15 protein-coding genes are annotated in these 14,377 nt (G+C 67.6%); 7 read left to right on the forward strand and 8 right to left on the reverse strand.

Translation table 11 applies throughout. From position 1 onward, the window contains the following. Nucleotides 1–162: 162 nt before the first annotated feature. The 6 genes from galU (at nt 163) to ROJ8625_RS02855 (ending at nt 7,414) form a co-directional block, all read left to right on the forward strand. Nucleotides 163–1,056 (forward strand): UTP--glucose-1-phosphate uridylyltransferase GalU, encoded by an 894-nt coding sequence (gene galU, locus ROJ8625_RS02830; RefSeq protein WP_085790317.1) that lies wholly within the window; start codon nt 163–165, stop codon nt 1,054–1,056. A 9-nt stretch (nt 1,057–1,065) separates the two neighbouring features. Further along, nucleotides 1,066–2,040, forward strand: a complete 975-nt coding sequence (gene galE, locus ROJ8625_RS02835; protein WP_085790318.1) for a UDP-glucose 4-epimerase GalE — start codon at nt 1,066–1,068, stop codon at nt 2,038–2,040. Next, the gene (locus ROJ8625_RS02840; RefSeq protein WP_085790319.1) at nt 2,009–3,130 is read left to right on the forward strand and encodes a glycosyltransferase family 2 protein; all 1,122 of its coding nucleotides are present in this window, start codon (nt 2,009–2,011) and stop codon (nt 3,128–3,130) included. The genes galE and ROJ8625_RS02840 overlap by 32 nt, the downstream gene beginning before the upstream one ends. 135 nt (nt 3,131–3,265) lie before the next feature. Then, complete coding sequence (locus ROJ8625_RS02845) at nt 3,266–4,252, forward strand: glycosyltransferase family 2 protein (RefSeq protein WP_085790320.1); 987 nt, start codon at nt 3,266–3,268, stop codon at nt 4,250–4,252. Beyond that, entirely contained in the window at nt 4,249–5,955 is a 1,707-nt protein-coding gene (locus ROJ8625_RS02850) for a DUF5927 domain-containing protein (protein ID WP_085790321.1), read from the forward strand. The genes ROJ8625_RS02845 and ROJ8625_RS02850 overlap by 4 nt, the downstream gene beginning before the upstream one ends. A gap of 31 nt (nt 5,956–5,986) precedes the next feature. Further along, entirely contained in the window at nt 5,987–7,414 is a 1,428-nt protein-coding gene (locus ROJ8625_RS02855) for a sulfotransferase family 2 domain-containing protein (protein WP_085790322.1), read from the forward strand. 13 nt (nt 7,415–7,427) lie between these two features. Here the strand turns inward: ROJ8625_RS02855 and ROJ8625_RS02860 are convergent, their stop codons facing one another. The 6 genes from ROJ8625_RS02860 to ROJ8625_RS02885 all read right to left on the reverse strand — a co-directional run bounded on the left by ROJ8625_RS02860 (nt 7,428) and on the right by ROJ8625_RS02885 (nt 11,358). Beyond that, nucleotides 7,428–7,892 (reverse strand): PTS sugar transporter subunit IIA, encoded by a 465-nt coding sequence (locus tag ROJ8625_RS02860; RefSeq protein ID WP_085790323.1) that lies wholly within the window; start codon nt 7,890–7,892, stop codon nt 7,428–7,430. 52 nt (nt 7,893–7,944) lie between these two features. Then, nucleotides 7,945–8,514, reverse strand: coding sequence for a ribosome hibernation-promoting factor, HPF/YfiA family (hpf, locus tag ROJ8625_RS02865; protein ID WP_085790324.1), 570 nt, complete (start codon nt 8,512–8,514; stop codon nt 7,945–7,947). 284 nt (nt 8,515–8,798) lie between these two features. Then, the gene (lptB, locus tag ROJ8625_RS02870) at nt 8,799–9,557 is read right to left on the reverse strand and encodes an LPS export ABC transporter ATP-binding protein (RefSeq protein WP_085790325.1); all 759 of its coding nucleotides are present in this window, start codon (nt 9,555–9,557) and stop codon (nt 8,799–8,801) included. A 1-nt stretch (nt 9,558) separates the two neighbouring features. Further along, nucleotides 9,559–10,101 (reverse strand): lipopolysaccharide transport periplasmic protein LptA, encoded by a 543-nt coding sequence (gene lptA / locus ROJ8625_RS02875; RefSeq protein ID WP_085790326.1) that lies wholly within the window; start codon nt 10,099–10,101, stop codon nt 9,559–9,561. A 19-nt stretch (nt 10,102–10,120) separates the two neighbouring features. Then, entirely contained in the window at nt 10,121–10,735 is a 615-nt protein-coding gene (gene lptC / locus ROJ8625_RS02880; protein WP_159456709.1) for an LPS export ABC transporter periplasmic protein LptC, read from the reverse strand. 8 nt (nt 10,736–10,743) lie between these two features. Continuing rightward, nucleotides 10,744–11,358 carry a ribonuclease D gene (locus ROJ8625_RS02885; RefSeq protein WP_085790328.1) on the reverse strand — a complete coding sequence of 205 codons (615 nt, stop codon included), beginning with the start codon at nt 11,356–11,358 and terminating at the stop codon, nt 10,744–10,746. Nucleotides 11,359–12,295: 937 nt separating this feature from the next. Here ROJ8625_RS02885 and ROJ8625_RS02890 point away from each other — a divergent pair. Continuing rightward, nucleotides 12,296–12,985 carry a sugar transferase gene (locus ROJ8625_RS02890; RefSeq protein ID WP_085790770.1) on the forward strand — a complete coding sequence of 230 codons (690 nt, stop codon included), beginning with the start codon at nt 12,296–12,298 and terminating at the stop codon, nt 12,983–12,985. 12 nt (nt 12,986–12,997) lie between these two features. Here the strand turns inward: ROJ8625_RS02890 and ROJ8625_RS02895 are convergent, their stop codons facing one another. Then, on the reverse strand, nt 12,998–13,561 hold the full coding sequence (locus tag ROJ8625_RS02895; protein WP_085790329.1) for an NADPH-dependent FMN reductase: 564 nt from the start codon (nt 13,559–13,561) through the stop codon (nt 12,998–13,000). 96 nt (nt 13,562–13,657) lie between these two features. Then, on the reverse strand, nt 13,658–14,332 hold the full coding sequence (locus ROJ8625_RS02900; protein WP_085790330.1) for a YiaD family glycine zipper/OmpA-like lipoprotein: 675 nt from the start codon (nt 14,330–14,332) through the stop codon (nt 13,658–13,660). Between the last annotated feature and the right edge of the window lie 45 nt (nt 14,333–14,377).

Below are 14,377 nucleotides of genomic sequence, written 5' to 3' on the forward strand. Positions count from 1 at the left end.
CGGCCGCCGTCCCGGTTGGGCAGGGGCCCCACGCCCCGTTCGGCCCGGCCACGTCCCCCTATGGATACGCGACCTATCCGTTTTTTCGGTGGTCTCGCGCCGGCCGCGCATGCAAAACCGGGCCCGAGGCGTTAGGCTGGCACGGAAGCTGAGGAGAGTGAGATGTCGAACAAGGTAACCAAGGCGATCTTTCCGGTCGCCGGTCTCGGGACCCGGTTCCTGCCGGCCACGAAATCCGTGCCGAAGGAGATCATGACGCTCGTCGACCGGCCGCTCGTGCAATACGCCATCGACGAGGCGCGGGCCGCCGGGATCAAGGAGTTCATCTTCGTGACGTCGCGCGGCAAGGGCGCGCTCGAGGACTATTTCGACCACGCCCCGCAGCTCGAGCAGGAGCTCAAGGCGAAGGAGAAGGACGACCTTCTCGACATCCTCAAGTCGACGAACATGGACTCGGGCGAAATTGCCTATGTCCGCCAGCACAAGGCGCTCGGTCTCGGCCACGCCGTGTGGTGCGCCCGCCGGCTCATCGGCGACGAACCCTTTGCCGTCATGCTGCCGGACGACGTGATCTCGGGCGGCACGCCGTGTCTTCAGCAGATGGTCGAAGCCTACGAGACCTCGGGCGGCAACATGGTCGCCGCGATGGAGGTGCCGCGCGAAAAGACGTCGTCCTACGGCATCCTCGATGTGGCCGAAGACATGGGATCGCTGGTCTCGGTCAAGGGCATGGTGGAAAAGCCGAAAGTCGATGACGCCCCGTCCAACCTGGCGGTGATCGGCCGCTACATCCTGTCGCCGCAGATCCTGAAGAACCTCAACAGGATGAAGGAAGGCGCAGGCGGCGAGATCCAGCTGACCGACGCGATCGCGCAGGAGATCGGCGGCTCCGAGGGCGTCTACGGCCTGCGCTTCAACGGCCGGCGCTTCGACTGCGGATCGAAGGCGGGCTTCCTCCAGGCGACCGTCGCCTTCGGCCTCGAGCGCGAGGATCTGGGCGGCGACCTGCGGCGCTACCTCCACGAGGTGGTGGCGGCCGACAAGGCGGCGGAGTAACCGACCGACATGGCGAACGTGCTCGTCACCGGCGGCGCCGGCTACATCGGCTCGCATGCCTGCAAGGCACTGAAGGCGGCAGGCTACACCCCTGTCACCTACGACAACCTTGCCACCGGCTGGGACTGGGCGGTCAAGTACGGGCCCTTCGTCGAGGGCGACCTGCTCGACCGCGACAGGCTCGACGCGGCCTTTGCCGAGCATGCGCCCGTCGCGGTCATGCATTTCGCGGCGCTCAGCCTCGTGGGCGAGGCGATGTCGAACCCGGCGAAATACTGGCGCAACAACGTGGCGGGCTCGCTCAACCTGCTGGAGGCGACGGTCGCGGCCGGCGTGCCGCACTTCGTATTTTCGTCGACCTGCGCGACCTACGGCGAACACGACAACGTCGTGCTGGACGAGCACACGCCGCAGCAACCGCTCAACGCCTACGGCGCGTCGAAGCGCGCGATCGAGGACATGCTGCGGGATTTCGAGGCGGCGCACGGCCTGCAATCGGTGATCTTCCGTTACTTCAACGTCGCCGGTGCGGATCCCGACGCCGAGATCGGCGAGGCGCACGAGCCCGAGACACACCTGATCCCGGTGATGCTGGAGGCGATCCAGGGCAAGCGCGACGCGCTGACCATCCACGGCACCGACTATGACACGCCCGACGGCACCTGCATCCGCGACTACGTGCATGTCTGCGATCTGGTCGATGCGCACGTGCTCGGCCTGTCCTGGCTGCGCGAGGGCCGGGGCAGCCGGGTCTTCAACCTCGGCACCGGGCGTGGCTTCTCGGTGCGCGAGGTGATCGACGCCTCTCGCGCGGTCACCAACGAGGACGTGCCCCACGGCGAAGGCCCGCGCCGCGCCGGTGACGCGACCAAGCTCGTCTCGGGATCGACGCGCGCCGAAGAGGAACTGGGGTGGGTGCCGGGCCGCTCGACCCTCGCGCGGATGATCGCGGATGCGTGGCGCTGGCAGCAGACCCGAAGCTGACCCGGCCGAGCGCGTCCGGCGCAGCGTGGCCGAGGCGTTTCGCCTGCGCTGGATGCGCCGGCGGCTGTTGTGGCGGGCTCTGCGGGCGCGCCACGCGCTGACACCGGTGGCCGACCGCACCCGAACGATCGCCCCGGGCGTGGTTCTGGCCTTCACCGTCGTGCGCAACGAGGCGCTGCGCCTGCCATATTTCCTGTCGCATTACCGCGCGCTCGGCGTCGGACATTTCCTGGTGGTCGACAACGACAACGACAGCGACGACGACACGCGCGCGCTCCTCGTCGACCAGCCCGACGTGTCGCTCTGGCACACGACCGCGCGCTACCGCGCGGCACGCTTCGGGCTCGACTGGTGCGGCTGGCTGCGGATGCGTCACGGCCACGGGCGCTGGTGCCTGACGGTCGATGCCGACGAACTTCTCGTCTATCCCGGCTGCGACCGGACGGACCTGCCGGCGCTGACGCGCTGGCTCGACCGGCAGGGCCTGTCCGGCTTCGGCGCGCTGATGCTCGACCTCTATCCCGCAGGCCCGCTCGATGCCGTGCGCTACACGCCCGGGCAGGACCCGACCGAGGTGCTCCGCCATTTCGACGCCGGCCCCTATCGCAGCGTGCGCCAGCGGCCAATGGGCAACCTTTGGACACAGGGCGGCGCGCGGGAACGGGCGTTCTTCGCCGATGCGCCCCGGCGCTCGCCCACGCTCAACAAGATCCCGCTGATGCGGTGGAACCGCCGGCACGTCTACGTCAACTCGACGCATTCGGCGCTGCCGCCGCGGCTCAATGCGCTCTACGACGGCCCGGGCGGCATGTGTCCGTCGGGCGTGCTGCTCCACACCAAGTTCCTGCCCGACGCACCGGCGCGGGCGGCGCGCGAACGCGCGCGCGGCGAACATTTCCACACGCCCGAGATGTTCGCGGATTACTACGTCTCGGTCGAGGCGGCGCCGACGCTGCATCACGCAGGTTCCGTCCGCTACACCGGTCCCGCGCAACTCGCCGCGCTCGGCCTCGCGACACCGGGCGGCTGGCCGGGCGCTGTCCCGACCGCGGCCGGAACGGACGACCCCGACAGCACGCCCGCGACGTAACGCGATCTCAACCTCTTGCGCGCAACACGAACGCGATGCGATGACTGATCCACGCCGCGGGCCGGAACCGGCACGGCGCGCAGCACCCCACCGGGAAGGATCAAGAACGACGTGGGCGTATGGGACTCCTACCGGATGCGACTGCGCCGCAAGCGCAGGATCATCCGGGCGACGCGGAAAGGCCGCGAGCTGCGGATCGTCGCCAACCGGACCGACCGGATCCGGTCGTCCGATGTGCTCCTGTTCTCGTGCCAACGCAACGAGGGTGTGCGCCTCCCGTATTTCCTCGACTACTACCGCGGCCTGGGCGTCGATCACTTCCTGATCGTCGACAACGATTCCACCGACGGCTCGCTCGACTTCCTCGCGCGACAGCCCGACGTCTCGGTCTGGCACACGCGGGCGAGTTACAAGCGCGCGACGTTCGGGGTCGACTGGCTGAACCGGCTCGCGCGGCTCTACGGGCACGGGCATTGGTGCCTCACCGTCGATCCCGACGAGCTGTTTCTCTACCCGTTCTGCGACACGCGCCCGATCCGCGGGCTGACCGACTGGCTCGATGCCTGCTCGATCCGCTCGTTCTCGGCCATGCTGCTCGACATGTATCCCAAGGGCCGGATCGACGCGACGCCATACCGGCCCGGTCAGGATCCGCTCGAGGTCGCGCCTTGGTTCGACGCCGGGAACTACAAGGTCGCGCGCAATCCCGAATACGGCAACCTGTGGATCCAGGGCGGACCGCGGGCGCGCGTCTTCTTTCCCGACGCGCCTGCGAAGGCGCCCGCGCTCAACAAGATCCCGCTGGTGAAATGGCACCGCCGTTACACCTACGTATCGTCGACGCACATGCTGCTGCCGCGCGGCCTGAACCTCGTCTATGACGAGTGGGGCGGCGAGAAGGCCTCGGGCGTGCTGCTGCACACCAAGTTTCTCGACACCTTCACCGGCAAGGCCGAGGAAGAGCTGCGGCGGCGCCAGCACTACGGCGCGTCGCGCGAATACATCGCCTATGCCGACGGCGTGCAGTCCAATCCGGACCTCTGGTGCAAGTGGTCCGAGAAATACATCAACTGGCGCCAGCTCGAGATCCTGGGCCTGATGTCCAAGGGCAACTGGGCATGACGGTCGGCATCGTCATGCTGGTGCATACCGCGCTCGGCCGGGCCGAGCAGGTGGCGCGGCAATGGACGCGCGCGGGCTGCCCTGTTGTCATTCACGCCGACCGCAACGTGCCCAAGGCCGACTACGACGCGTTCACCGCGGCACTTTCCGACGAGCCGCTGGTGCGGTTCTCGCGCCGCCACCGGTGCGACTGGGGCACCTGGGCGCTCGTCGCCGCGACGCAGGACGCCTGCGAACGGATGCTGGCGGAGTTTCCCGAGGCGCGGCATGTCTACCTGGCCTCCGGCGCCTGCCTGCCCCTGCGCCCGGTCGAGGAATTGGTCGCCTACCTCGCCGACCGCCCGCACACCGATTTCATCGAGAGCGCGACCACCTCGGAGGTGCCCTGGACTGTCGGCGGCCTCGACGAGGAGCGCTTCACGCTCCGGTTCCCGTTCTCGTGGCGGCGCAACCGCTACCTCTTCGACCGGTTCACCGAGTTCCAGCGGCGCGTCGGCTTCCGACGGCGCATCCCGAAGGACATCGTGCCCCATATGGGCAGCCAGTGGTGGTGCCTGACCCGCAAGACATTGACGGCGATCCTCGAGGATCCGCGCCGCCCGGTCTACGATCGCTATTTCCGCCGCGTCTGGATCCCCGACGAAAGCTATTTCCAGACGCTCGCGCGGCTCTACTCGACAAATATCGAAAGCCGGTCGCTCACGCTGTCCAAGTTCGACTACCAGGGCAAGCCACACATCTTCTACGACGATCACCTGCAACTCCTGCGGCGCTCGGACTGCTTTGTCGCGCGCAAGATCTGGCCGCACGCGGACCGGCTCTACCGCGCCTTCCTCGGAGACGCGGCGGCCCGGAACCGGGCGGAACCGAACCCCGGCAAGATCGACCGCATCTTCGCCAAGGCCGTCGAGCGCCGGCTGCGCGGCCGCGCCGGGCTCTACATGCAGTCGCGCTATCCGCACTGGGGATGGGAAAACGGCGTGACGGCCGGCAAGTATTCCGTCTTTCAGGGCTTCGCGGAGCTGTTCGAGGATTTCGAGACTTGGCTCGCGCGAACGACTGGGGCGCAGGTTCACGGCCACCTCTTCGCGCCGGAACGCGCGGAGTTCGCGGGCGGGCAGACTCTCGTCGCGGGCGCGCTGCCGGACAATGCCGCCCTGCGCGACGCCGATCCGCGCGCCTTTCTGACGAACCTCATCTGGAACACGCGCGGCGAACGTCAGTGCTTTCAGCTCGGGCCCCGCGACAACGTCTGGATCAACTGGCACATGGCCCGCGATCCCAACGCGCAGATCTCCGTCATCTCCGGCGCCTGGGCCGTGCCGCTCTTCCGCTCGGACAAGAGCTTTGCCGACCTGCGCGCCGAGGCCGCAGAGCTGCAGAAGATCGAGGCCCGCATGATCGGCGAGCTGCGCCACCCGGAGGTCAAGGCGCGCGTGCGGATCTGGTCGATGGCCGAGTTCATCGAGGCGCCGATGGAACCCCTGCAGGTCATCATCGACGAGATCGGGCAGAAGACCCAGCGCCGGCTCGCCGAGGCGCCGCGCATGACCGACCTCGCGGGCTTCGGCCAGTTCCTGCAGAACCTCAAGAACCAGGGCATGCACCCCTACCTGATGGGGGACTTCCCGGTCGATCCGGCGCCGCGCGCGGGCAACGCGCCGAAGAAGCGCCCGTACCTCGTGAAGAAATCGGCCGGATGACGCCGTCCTCCCCCTGCCCCAAGGCCCCGAGATGACCGACCGCTTCGACTACTTCGTCGTCTTCGCCGAGATGCGGACCGGTTCGAACTTCCTCGAGACGAACCTCAACGCGTTTCCGACGCTGACCTGCTACGGCGAGGCGTTCAATCCGCATTTCATCGGCTACCCGAACGGCACCGAGATCCTCGGGCTCGACCGCGCCGCGCGCGACGCCGATCCGACGCGGCTGCTCGCGCGGATTGCCAGGGCCAGCCACGGCATGGGCGGCTTTCGCTATTTTCACGACCACGATCCCCGGGTGCTGTCGGAGATCCTCGACGATCCCAGCGCCGCGAAAATCGTGCTGACCCGCAATCCGGTCGACAGCTATGTCAGCTGGAAGATCGCGCAGGCCACCGGACAGTGGAAGCTGACGAACGTCGCCCGCCGGCAGGACGGCCGCGCCCGCTTCGACCGGGCCGAGTTCGAGCGGCACCTGTCCGAGTTGCAGGCGTTCCAGGTCGCGCTGCTCGGCGCGCTTCAACGCAGCGGCCAGACCGCGTTCTACGTCGATTACGAGGATCTGCAGGACGTCGCGGTGATGAACGGGATCGCCGCGTGGCTGGGCATCCCCGAACGCCTCGAAGCGCTCGACACCTCGCTGAAGCGGCAGAACCCCGATCCGGTGGACACCAAGGTCGAGAACTTCGAAGAGATGGAGACCGCGCTGGCCCGGCTCGACCGGTTCAACCTGTCGCGCACCCCGAATTTCGAGCCGCGGCGCGGGCCGGTCGTGCCGTCCTACGTCGCCGCAGCCAAGACGCCGCTTCTGTTCATGCCCGTGCGCTCTGGGCCCGAGACGGCCGTGACCGACTGGCTCGCCGCGCTGGACGGCGTGGACCCTGATGCGCTCGAATCGGAGTTCAGCCAGAAAACGCTGCGCCGCTGGAAATCGGCCCGCCCCGGCCACCGCACGTTCACGGTGGTCCGCCACCCGCTTGCCCGGGCGCACGCGGCCTTCTGCGACAAGATCCTCGCGACAGGCCCGGGCAGCTTTGCCGCGATCCGCAAGATGCTCGTGAACAAGCACGACCTGCCGCTGCCCGACGACCCGAGCGATCCGGGCTACACGACAGAGCGGCATCGCGCGGCGTTCGAGGGTTTCCTGCGCTTCGTTAAGGAGACGCTGAACGGCCAGTCGCCGGTGCGGGTCGACGCGCATTGGGCGAGCCAGAGCCAGATCCTGCAGGGCATGGCCGACTTCGCCCTGCCCGACATGATCGTGCGGGAAGACGAGATGGCCGCCTATCTGCCGGCGCTCGCGATGCAGGTCGGCCATGCCGCCCCGCCCGAGCCCGGCGTCGCGCCGGACGCGCACCCGCACGCTCTGTCCGAGATCCACGACGCTGCGCTGGAGAAACTCGCGCGGGAAGTCTACCAGCGCGATTACCTGATGTTCGGGTTTTCGGACTGGGCCTGACCGGCCCGGCGGTTCAGGCCGCCTGGACCGGGGTGATTTCCGTCAGGATTGTGTAGATCTTCGCAGGGTCCGGGTTGGCCCGAAGCTTGGCGCAGAACGCTCCGTCGCGCAGCGTGCGCGAGATGAGCGCAAGCGCCTTCAGGTGCTCGACGCCCGCATCCTCGGGCGCGAACAGGGCAAAGACCAGATCGACCGGCTGGCGATCCACCGCCTCGAAATCGATCGGCCGCTCCAGAAGCACGAAGGCGCCTGTGACCGAGTCGATCTCCGGCAGCCGCGCGTGCGGCAGCGCGACGCCGTGACCGACGCCGGTCGGCCCGAGGCTCTCGCGCTCCATCAGCGCCTCCACCGTGCCGTTGGCCGACACGCCGTAGGCGGACGCGGCGATGTCCCCGATGTCGTGCATCAGGCGCTTCTTGCTGGACGCGCCGGAAATCACGCGCACCGCCGCCGGCTTGAGAAGATCATTCACGTTCATTGCGCCTGCTCTTTCCCGGGCCTGTGCCCTGTTATGTCCCTGCGGCCGGGTCTTACGGATCGATCCAGCCGATGTTGCCGTCATCGCGGCGATAGACGACATTCACGCCGTCTTTCTTTTCGTTCCGGAACACCAGGACCGGCGCGCCGGCGAGTTCCATCTGCATCACTGCTTCGCCGACGGACAGCGACGGGATTTTGGTCTCCATCTCCGCCACGATGATCGGCTGAAGGCTGTCGGGTTCCGAACTCTCTTCGTCACTCTCCCGTGATCCGGCGAGGATATACGAGGACGCGCCCATCAGTTCAACCGGTACCGTACGTTCCTTGTGGTGGTCCTTGAGCCGCCGCTTGTAGCGCCGCAATTGCTTGTCCATCTTCTCGGCCGCGGCCTCGAACGCGGCGTAGATGTCGGGCGCGTGGCCCTTTGCGGTGCAGTTGAGACCGGTCGACAGGTGCACCACAGCTTCGCAGACATGCTCGTGCCCGGACTTCGAAAAGATCACGTTCGCGTCCGTCGGACGGCCGGCGTACTTTTCGAGCATCGACGAGAGTTCGGTCTCGACATGAGTCTGCAGGCTTGCACCCACGTCGATCTGCTTGCCCGTGATCTGATAGCGCATGGAACCTCCCCTCTCGGAATGGACGTCACCCGGCACGAACGGACGGAGCGGCGCCGACGGCGCAACCCCAGTGCCCGAAAGCCGGTGAAGTCGGGAAATCTGACGCTCGGCACCGCCACGTGCCGATGCGCCCGAAGATTGCGGGAGGACAGGCACGCCAGGGTCGGTGGATCGACGTCATTACGGTATTTGAGGCGAGAAGAGCCGCCGCTGTCAAACGAAACCGGAGCACGATTTTCGGAAACCGGGCGCGATCCCGCGACGGCATGCGCGGCGCGCCGCCCTCAGCCGATGCGGAAGCTGTCGCCGAGATAGACCCGCCGAACGTTCTCGTTGCGCACCACCTCGTCAGGCGTGCCGGACATGAGCACCTGCCCGTCGTGCAGGATGTAGGCGCGATCCACGATCTCGAGCGTTTCGCGCACGTTGTGGTCGGTGATGAGAACGCCGATCCCGCGTTTGCGCAGATCGGCGACAAGCGCGCGGATGTCGCCAACGCTGATGGGATCGACGCCCGCGAACGGCTCGTCGAGCAGCAGGTATTTCGGATCGGCCGCAAGGCAGCGTGCGATCTCGACGCGCCGGCGCTCGCCGCCCGACAGCGCCAGCGCCGGGGCCCGGCGCAGATGCTCGATCGAGAACTCGCTCAGCAATTCCTCGAGCCGACGGCGACGCGCATGCCCCTCGCCCACCGAAATCTCGAGGATCGACAGGATGTTGTCCTCGACGGACAGGCCGCGAAAGATCGACATCTCCTGCGGCAGGTAGCCGATTCCCATCCGCGCCCGGCGATACATCGGCAGGTAGGTCGCGTCGCGCCCATCGATCAGGACCTGCCCGCCCTCGGGATTCACGAGGCCCGCGATGGCGTAGAAACTGGTTGTCTTGCCCGACCCGTTCGGCCCGAGCAGCGCCACGACCTCGCCGCGGTCGAGCGACAGGGACACGTCGCGGATCACCACCTTCTTGCGGTAGCTCTTACGCAGATGGCTGACCTGCAGGCCGTGCGGCCCCTCCGCCACGCTCAGACGCTGATCCGCCATCTCACTCGGACCCGCCGGAGGCCGCGTCGGACGGTTGCAGGACGGTCCGAACGCGGCCGTCCATCTGCGCGCGGCCCGTGTCGAGGTCGACCACCATGCGCTCGGACGACAGGGCGTTGTCGCCCTGTGTCAGAAGGACATTGCCCATCATCTCGACGGTGCCGGCATCGATGTCGTAATCGGCGCTCTCGGCCTCGGCCGCCTCCTCGCCGGACACGAGCGTGACGCCGCCGCTGGCCTCGAGCCGCTGGATCCGGCCGGCCTGTTCGGCATAGACGACGAGGACGCGCGGCGCGGCGAGGCGCATCTCTCCCTGGCCGATCACCACGTCGCCCGTGTAGAGCGCGGTGCCGTCCGACTGGTTCACCTCGAGCTGGTCGGCGCTGATCTCCACCGGGAGCGAACTATCCTGCCGCATGCCGCCAAAGGCGACCTCGGCCCCCTGCGCCGCGGCGCGTGTCGCCAGCGTCGCGGACCCTGCCACGATCACGGCGGCCGGCCCGGCCGCGAACAGCGCGGCGGCGCATGTCAGCGCGCGGATCATGTCGGGTCCCCTGTTGTGCTCACGGCTCGTATACCACGTCCACGCCGTCCGTGAAGAGCAGCCGCACATCTCCCGCGGTCGCGCCCTCGCTGCCGATCTCCTCGATCCGCATGCCGCCGGCGCGCAGCGTGCCGGCCGGGCCGACCCCCGACACCGGCGTGTCGCTCTCGACCGCGATCCGGCTCATCGCCGCCTGAAGCCGGTCGGTCTCGAGCGTGTAGCCGCGTGACGACCGTATGGTCACGCCGCCCGACAGCCGGACGAGATCCTCGGCATCGGCGAGCCTCGCCTCCGGTGCCGCAAGGTCGATGCGACTGCCGTCCTCGAATTCCATCGCCGCCTCGAGCCTGTCGGCCACGATCGTGGCGTCGTCACCGTCCTCGGGCCGCGCGCTCGCGGCGGTCATGCGAAGCGTCGCGCCGCTGTCGGTGGTCCCGGAATAACTCGGCTCGCTCACCATCTGGGATGCGCGCCCGGCGAGGTCGCGGGCAGTGGCGACCGGGATGTTGGACGTCGGGTCCGAGCTTCGCGCGAACAGGAATATCGTCGACAACAGGGCGAGCGCGACAAGCGGCAGAAGAAGCTTCAACCAGGCGACGATGCGCGAGTAGGACCCGGTGGAGCGTGTCGCCATCGCCATGCTCATGAATGAGCGAAAATGTCGGTGTCCGGCCACCCGGCAAGGTCGAGCCGCGCGCGCATCGGCAGGAAGTCCCAGCAGGCCTGCGCCATCCCGGTGCGGCCCTCGCGATCCAGCATGCCGTCGAGGGCGTCCTTCAACCGATGGAGGTGGAGCACGTCGGACGCCGCGTAGTCGCGCTGCGCCTCGCTCAGGGTCTCCGCCCCCCAGTCCGAGCTCTGCTGTTGCTTGGACACGTCGATGCCCAGCAGCTCCTGCAACAGGACCTTGAGCCCGTGCCGGTCGGTGTAGGTCCGCACGAGGCGGCTCGCGATCTTGGTGCACGCCACCGGCGCCGTCTCGACCCCGAAGGTGTGCAGCAGAACCGCGATATCGAAGCGGCCGAAGTGAAACAGCTTGAGGCACTCGGGATCCGCCAGCAGCCGCTCGAGATTGGGCGCCTGCGTCTGCCCCTGTGCGATCTGCACCAGGTGGGCATCTCCGTCGCCCGACGACAGTTGCACAACGCACAGCCGGTCGCGATGCGGGTTCAGGCCCATCGTCTCGCAGTCGATCGCGACCACGGGCCCGAGGTCGAGACCGTCGGGAAGGTCATTCTGGTGCAGATGTGTCGCCATGCCGTGCCCTTGTCGCCCGTTCTTTTGGCAGATAGCCAGCGGATGACGCGGTGACAAGGCGACGTCGGAGTGTCCACGCCTGCGGCAGGACGCCCGGCCGGGTCGGGCGAGGTCCCGGAAGGTGTCGGAAATGGGGCAAAGCCGGAAATGTGCCGGGGCGATTCGGGCAGATTCCGGCCGAATTAAGGCTTGCATGCCGGCAAAAGGCCGCTTCTCCGCCCAAATTGAAACACTTCGTGAAGATTCGGATGCACCTCCAACGTGTCAGAGCGGCGGCTCCGACATCGCTTTGACGGCGCCCGCGGCAGGGGACCCAGACCGCGCGTGAGACGGGATTTTCGCTGTCTGCAAAGGCCGCCGATTGTTTCCTCTACGGCAATAGCCAGCAACCCGGCTCGATCCGGGGACACCACGTATCGCTGTCTTCGGCGCACAACACCCACACGGCGCGATATCGGCACAACCCTCCGGTGCATTTCGCGTCGCTTTGTTTCCTCTTTTGCCACGCGCCATGATACAATCTGCGTTAGTCCTATCGCGGAAATGACGCATCCGCGGCGTGTATATTTCCGGTCCGCTTCGGCCGCCTCCGTACGGTCATGCGACACCGCCCACGCCACCGCGTTTTCCCGCAGAGGATGAAACGCTGTGAGGCACATTGACTAAATTTGGCCTCATTTGCACAACTTAGGCATCGGGCAGTGGCCCGGTTTTGATAATGGATTTCATCTCGGCACTCAGGGGGCTGGTGCTTTTTGACAAGTGGGAGTGGGTGCGACAGCGACCTGACGCGCACGATCTGACGATCACGTGACATTGCCGCAGACCGGCCGGAGCGCCGTCACGCCGCACCCCGTGCGGTGAACGGTAATTTCGTGTCTTACGAGAATTGCGCGCGTATGGCGACGACGCGTCCACGCTGCCTCTGGAGGGCATCGTGACACTTCAATTCAGGCCGCCCGCCCAAACCGCCAGAGAGCTGGACACGCTCGTCGCGGACCTTTTCCTCCCCGGTCCCACCGCGGCCTATCGCGACGGTTTCAAGCGCGTCCTCGACATCGCGATCGTGCTGCTCGCCGCGATCCCGGTCCTGCTGGCGCTCGCTCCGATCCTCGCCGCGATCGCCGTCGACGGCGGCTCTCCGTTCTACCGGCAGCGCCGGATTGGCCGCAACGGCCGCATCTTCGGCATGTGGAAGCTGCGCAGCATGGTGCCGGACGCCGAGAGCCGGCTGGAGGCGCATCTCGAGGCGGATCCGGCCGCGCGGATGGAGTGGACGGTGTCGCAGAAGCTGCGCAACGACCCCCGTATCACCCCGATCGGCCGCATCATCCGCAAGACCTCGATCGACGAGCTGCCGCAGCTCTGGAACGTGCTGGTCGGTGACATGTCCCTTGTCGGGCCGCGCCCGATGATGGTGAACCAGCGCGACCTCTACCCCGGCACCGCCTACTACGCGCTGCGCCCGGGGATCACAGGCTACTGGCAGACCGCCACCCGCAACGAGTCGAGCTTTGCGGAGCGCGCCTCCTACGATCACGCCTACCTGCGCGACCTGTCGTTCCGGACCGATCTGAGGATCCTCGGCCGCACCGTGGGCGTCGTGCTGCACGGCACGGGCTGCTGAGGCGCCGCTGCCTCAGGCCGGGGCGCGCGCGATGCGGCGGGCGTCCGCCACGCTCCGCAACTGCCCCATGAGGTCATCGACGAGCTTGGCCGCCTGCGCGTCGTTCAGCCGGCCGTCGTCGGTCCATTTCGATCCCGTCTGCCGCACGAACACCTCGGGCCCCGGCAACAGGTATGGCCGGAACGGCGTCAGGCAGAGCCGGGCCATGTTCTGGGCCCGCTCGCCCCCGGCCGCGCCGGCCGCGGCCGACATCAGTGCGACGGGCTTGTCGCGCCACGGGTTGCCCTCGGTCCGGCTGATCCAGTCGAGCGCGTTCTTCAGGACGCCCGAGATCCCCTTGTTGTATTCCGGCGTGCAGACGATCACAGCGTCGGCGCGGCCGACGAGATCCGACAGCGCCTGCACCTTCGCCGGGATCCCGGCATCCTCCACGTCGCCGTTGTAGATCGGCAGGTCGAGGTCGCCCGCCTCGAACGTGGCGGGCCCGAACCGCCGGACGGCTTCGGACAGAAGAAGACGGTTGGTCGACGCGGCGCGCAGCGAACCGCACAGTCCCGCAAGGACGAGATCGGACATGATGTCTCTCCCCGGTGGCTGAATTCGCGCAAGACCTGATGCAAAAGGGCGCCGCGGCAAGCCGCGACGCCCTGCATCGTCCATTGGTGCCCGCGATCAGGCGTTGGGCAGGATCACGATCTCCACCCGGCGGTTCTGCTGACGGCCCTCGGGCGTCAGGTTCGACGCGACAGGCTGATCCTCACCGCGGCCGATCGCCTGAATCCGGCCCGAGGACACGCCGTTGGCGACGAGGATCCCCGACACCGACTGCGCGCGGCGCTGCGACAGGTCGTAGTTGTACGACGCGTCGCCGGTGTTGTCGGTGTGGCCGATCACCTGGATCGTCTGGTTCGGGTACTGCGACAGGTTGCCGGCGACGGCGCGCAGGTCGCCCTGGATCGACGACGACACCTGAGCGCTGTCGGTGGCAAACAGGATGTTCTGCGGCAGCGTCACGATCAGACGGTCGCCGGTGTTGCGCACGTCGATCTGGCTGTTGCCGACCGAATTGCGCAGCTCGGCCGCCTGCTTGTCGAGTTCGTTGCCGACGAGCGCGCCGGCACCGCCGCCGATCAGCGCGCCGGCCGCAGCGTTCGCGCGCCGCTCCTCGGCATCGTTGCCGAGAGCCGCACCCGCGATGGCACCGAGGCCCGCACCGATCAGCGCGCCCTGCTGGGTGTTGCGGCGCGGGTTGTTCGGGTCGTTCAGGCCGCCCATTTGTTCGGTGCAGCCGGCGACGGCGAGCATCGCGGCGGAGGCGAGAAGAAGGGACGTTCGAGCGCGGAGCATGACTGTGCCTCGTGTGTTCGTTGTGGTGCGTCCCGCGACATGCGG

Origin of the sequence: Roseivivax jejudonensis (assembly GCF_900172265.1) — a bacterium.
GTDB classification, from domain to species: domain Bacteria; phylum Pseudomonadota; class Alphaproteobacteria; order Rhodobacterales; family Rhodobacteraceae; genus Roseivivax; species Roseivivax jejudonensis.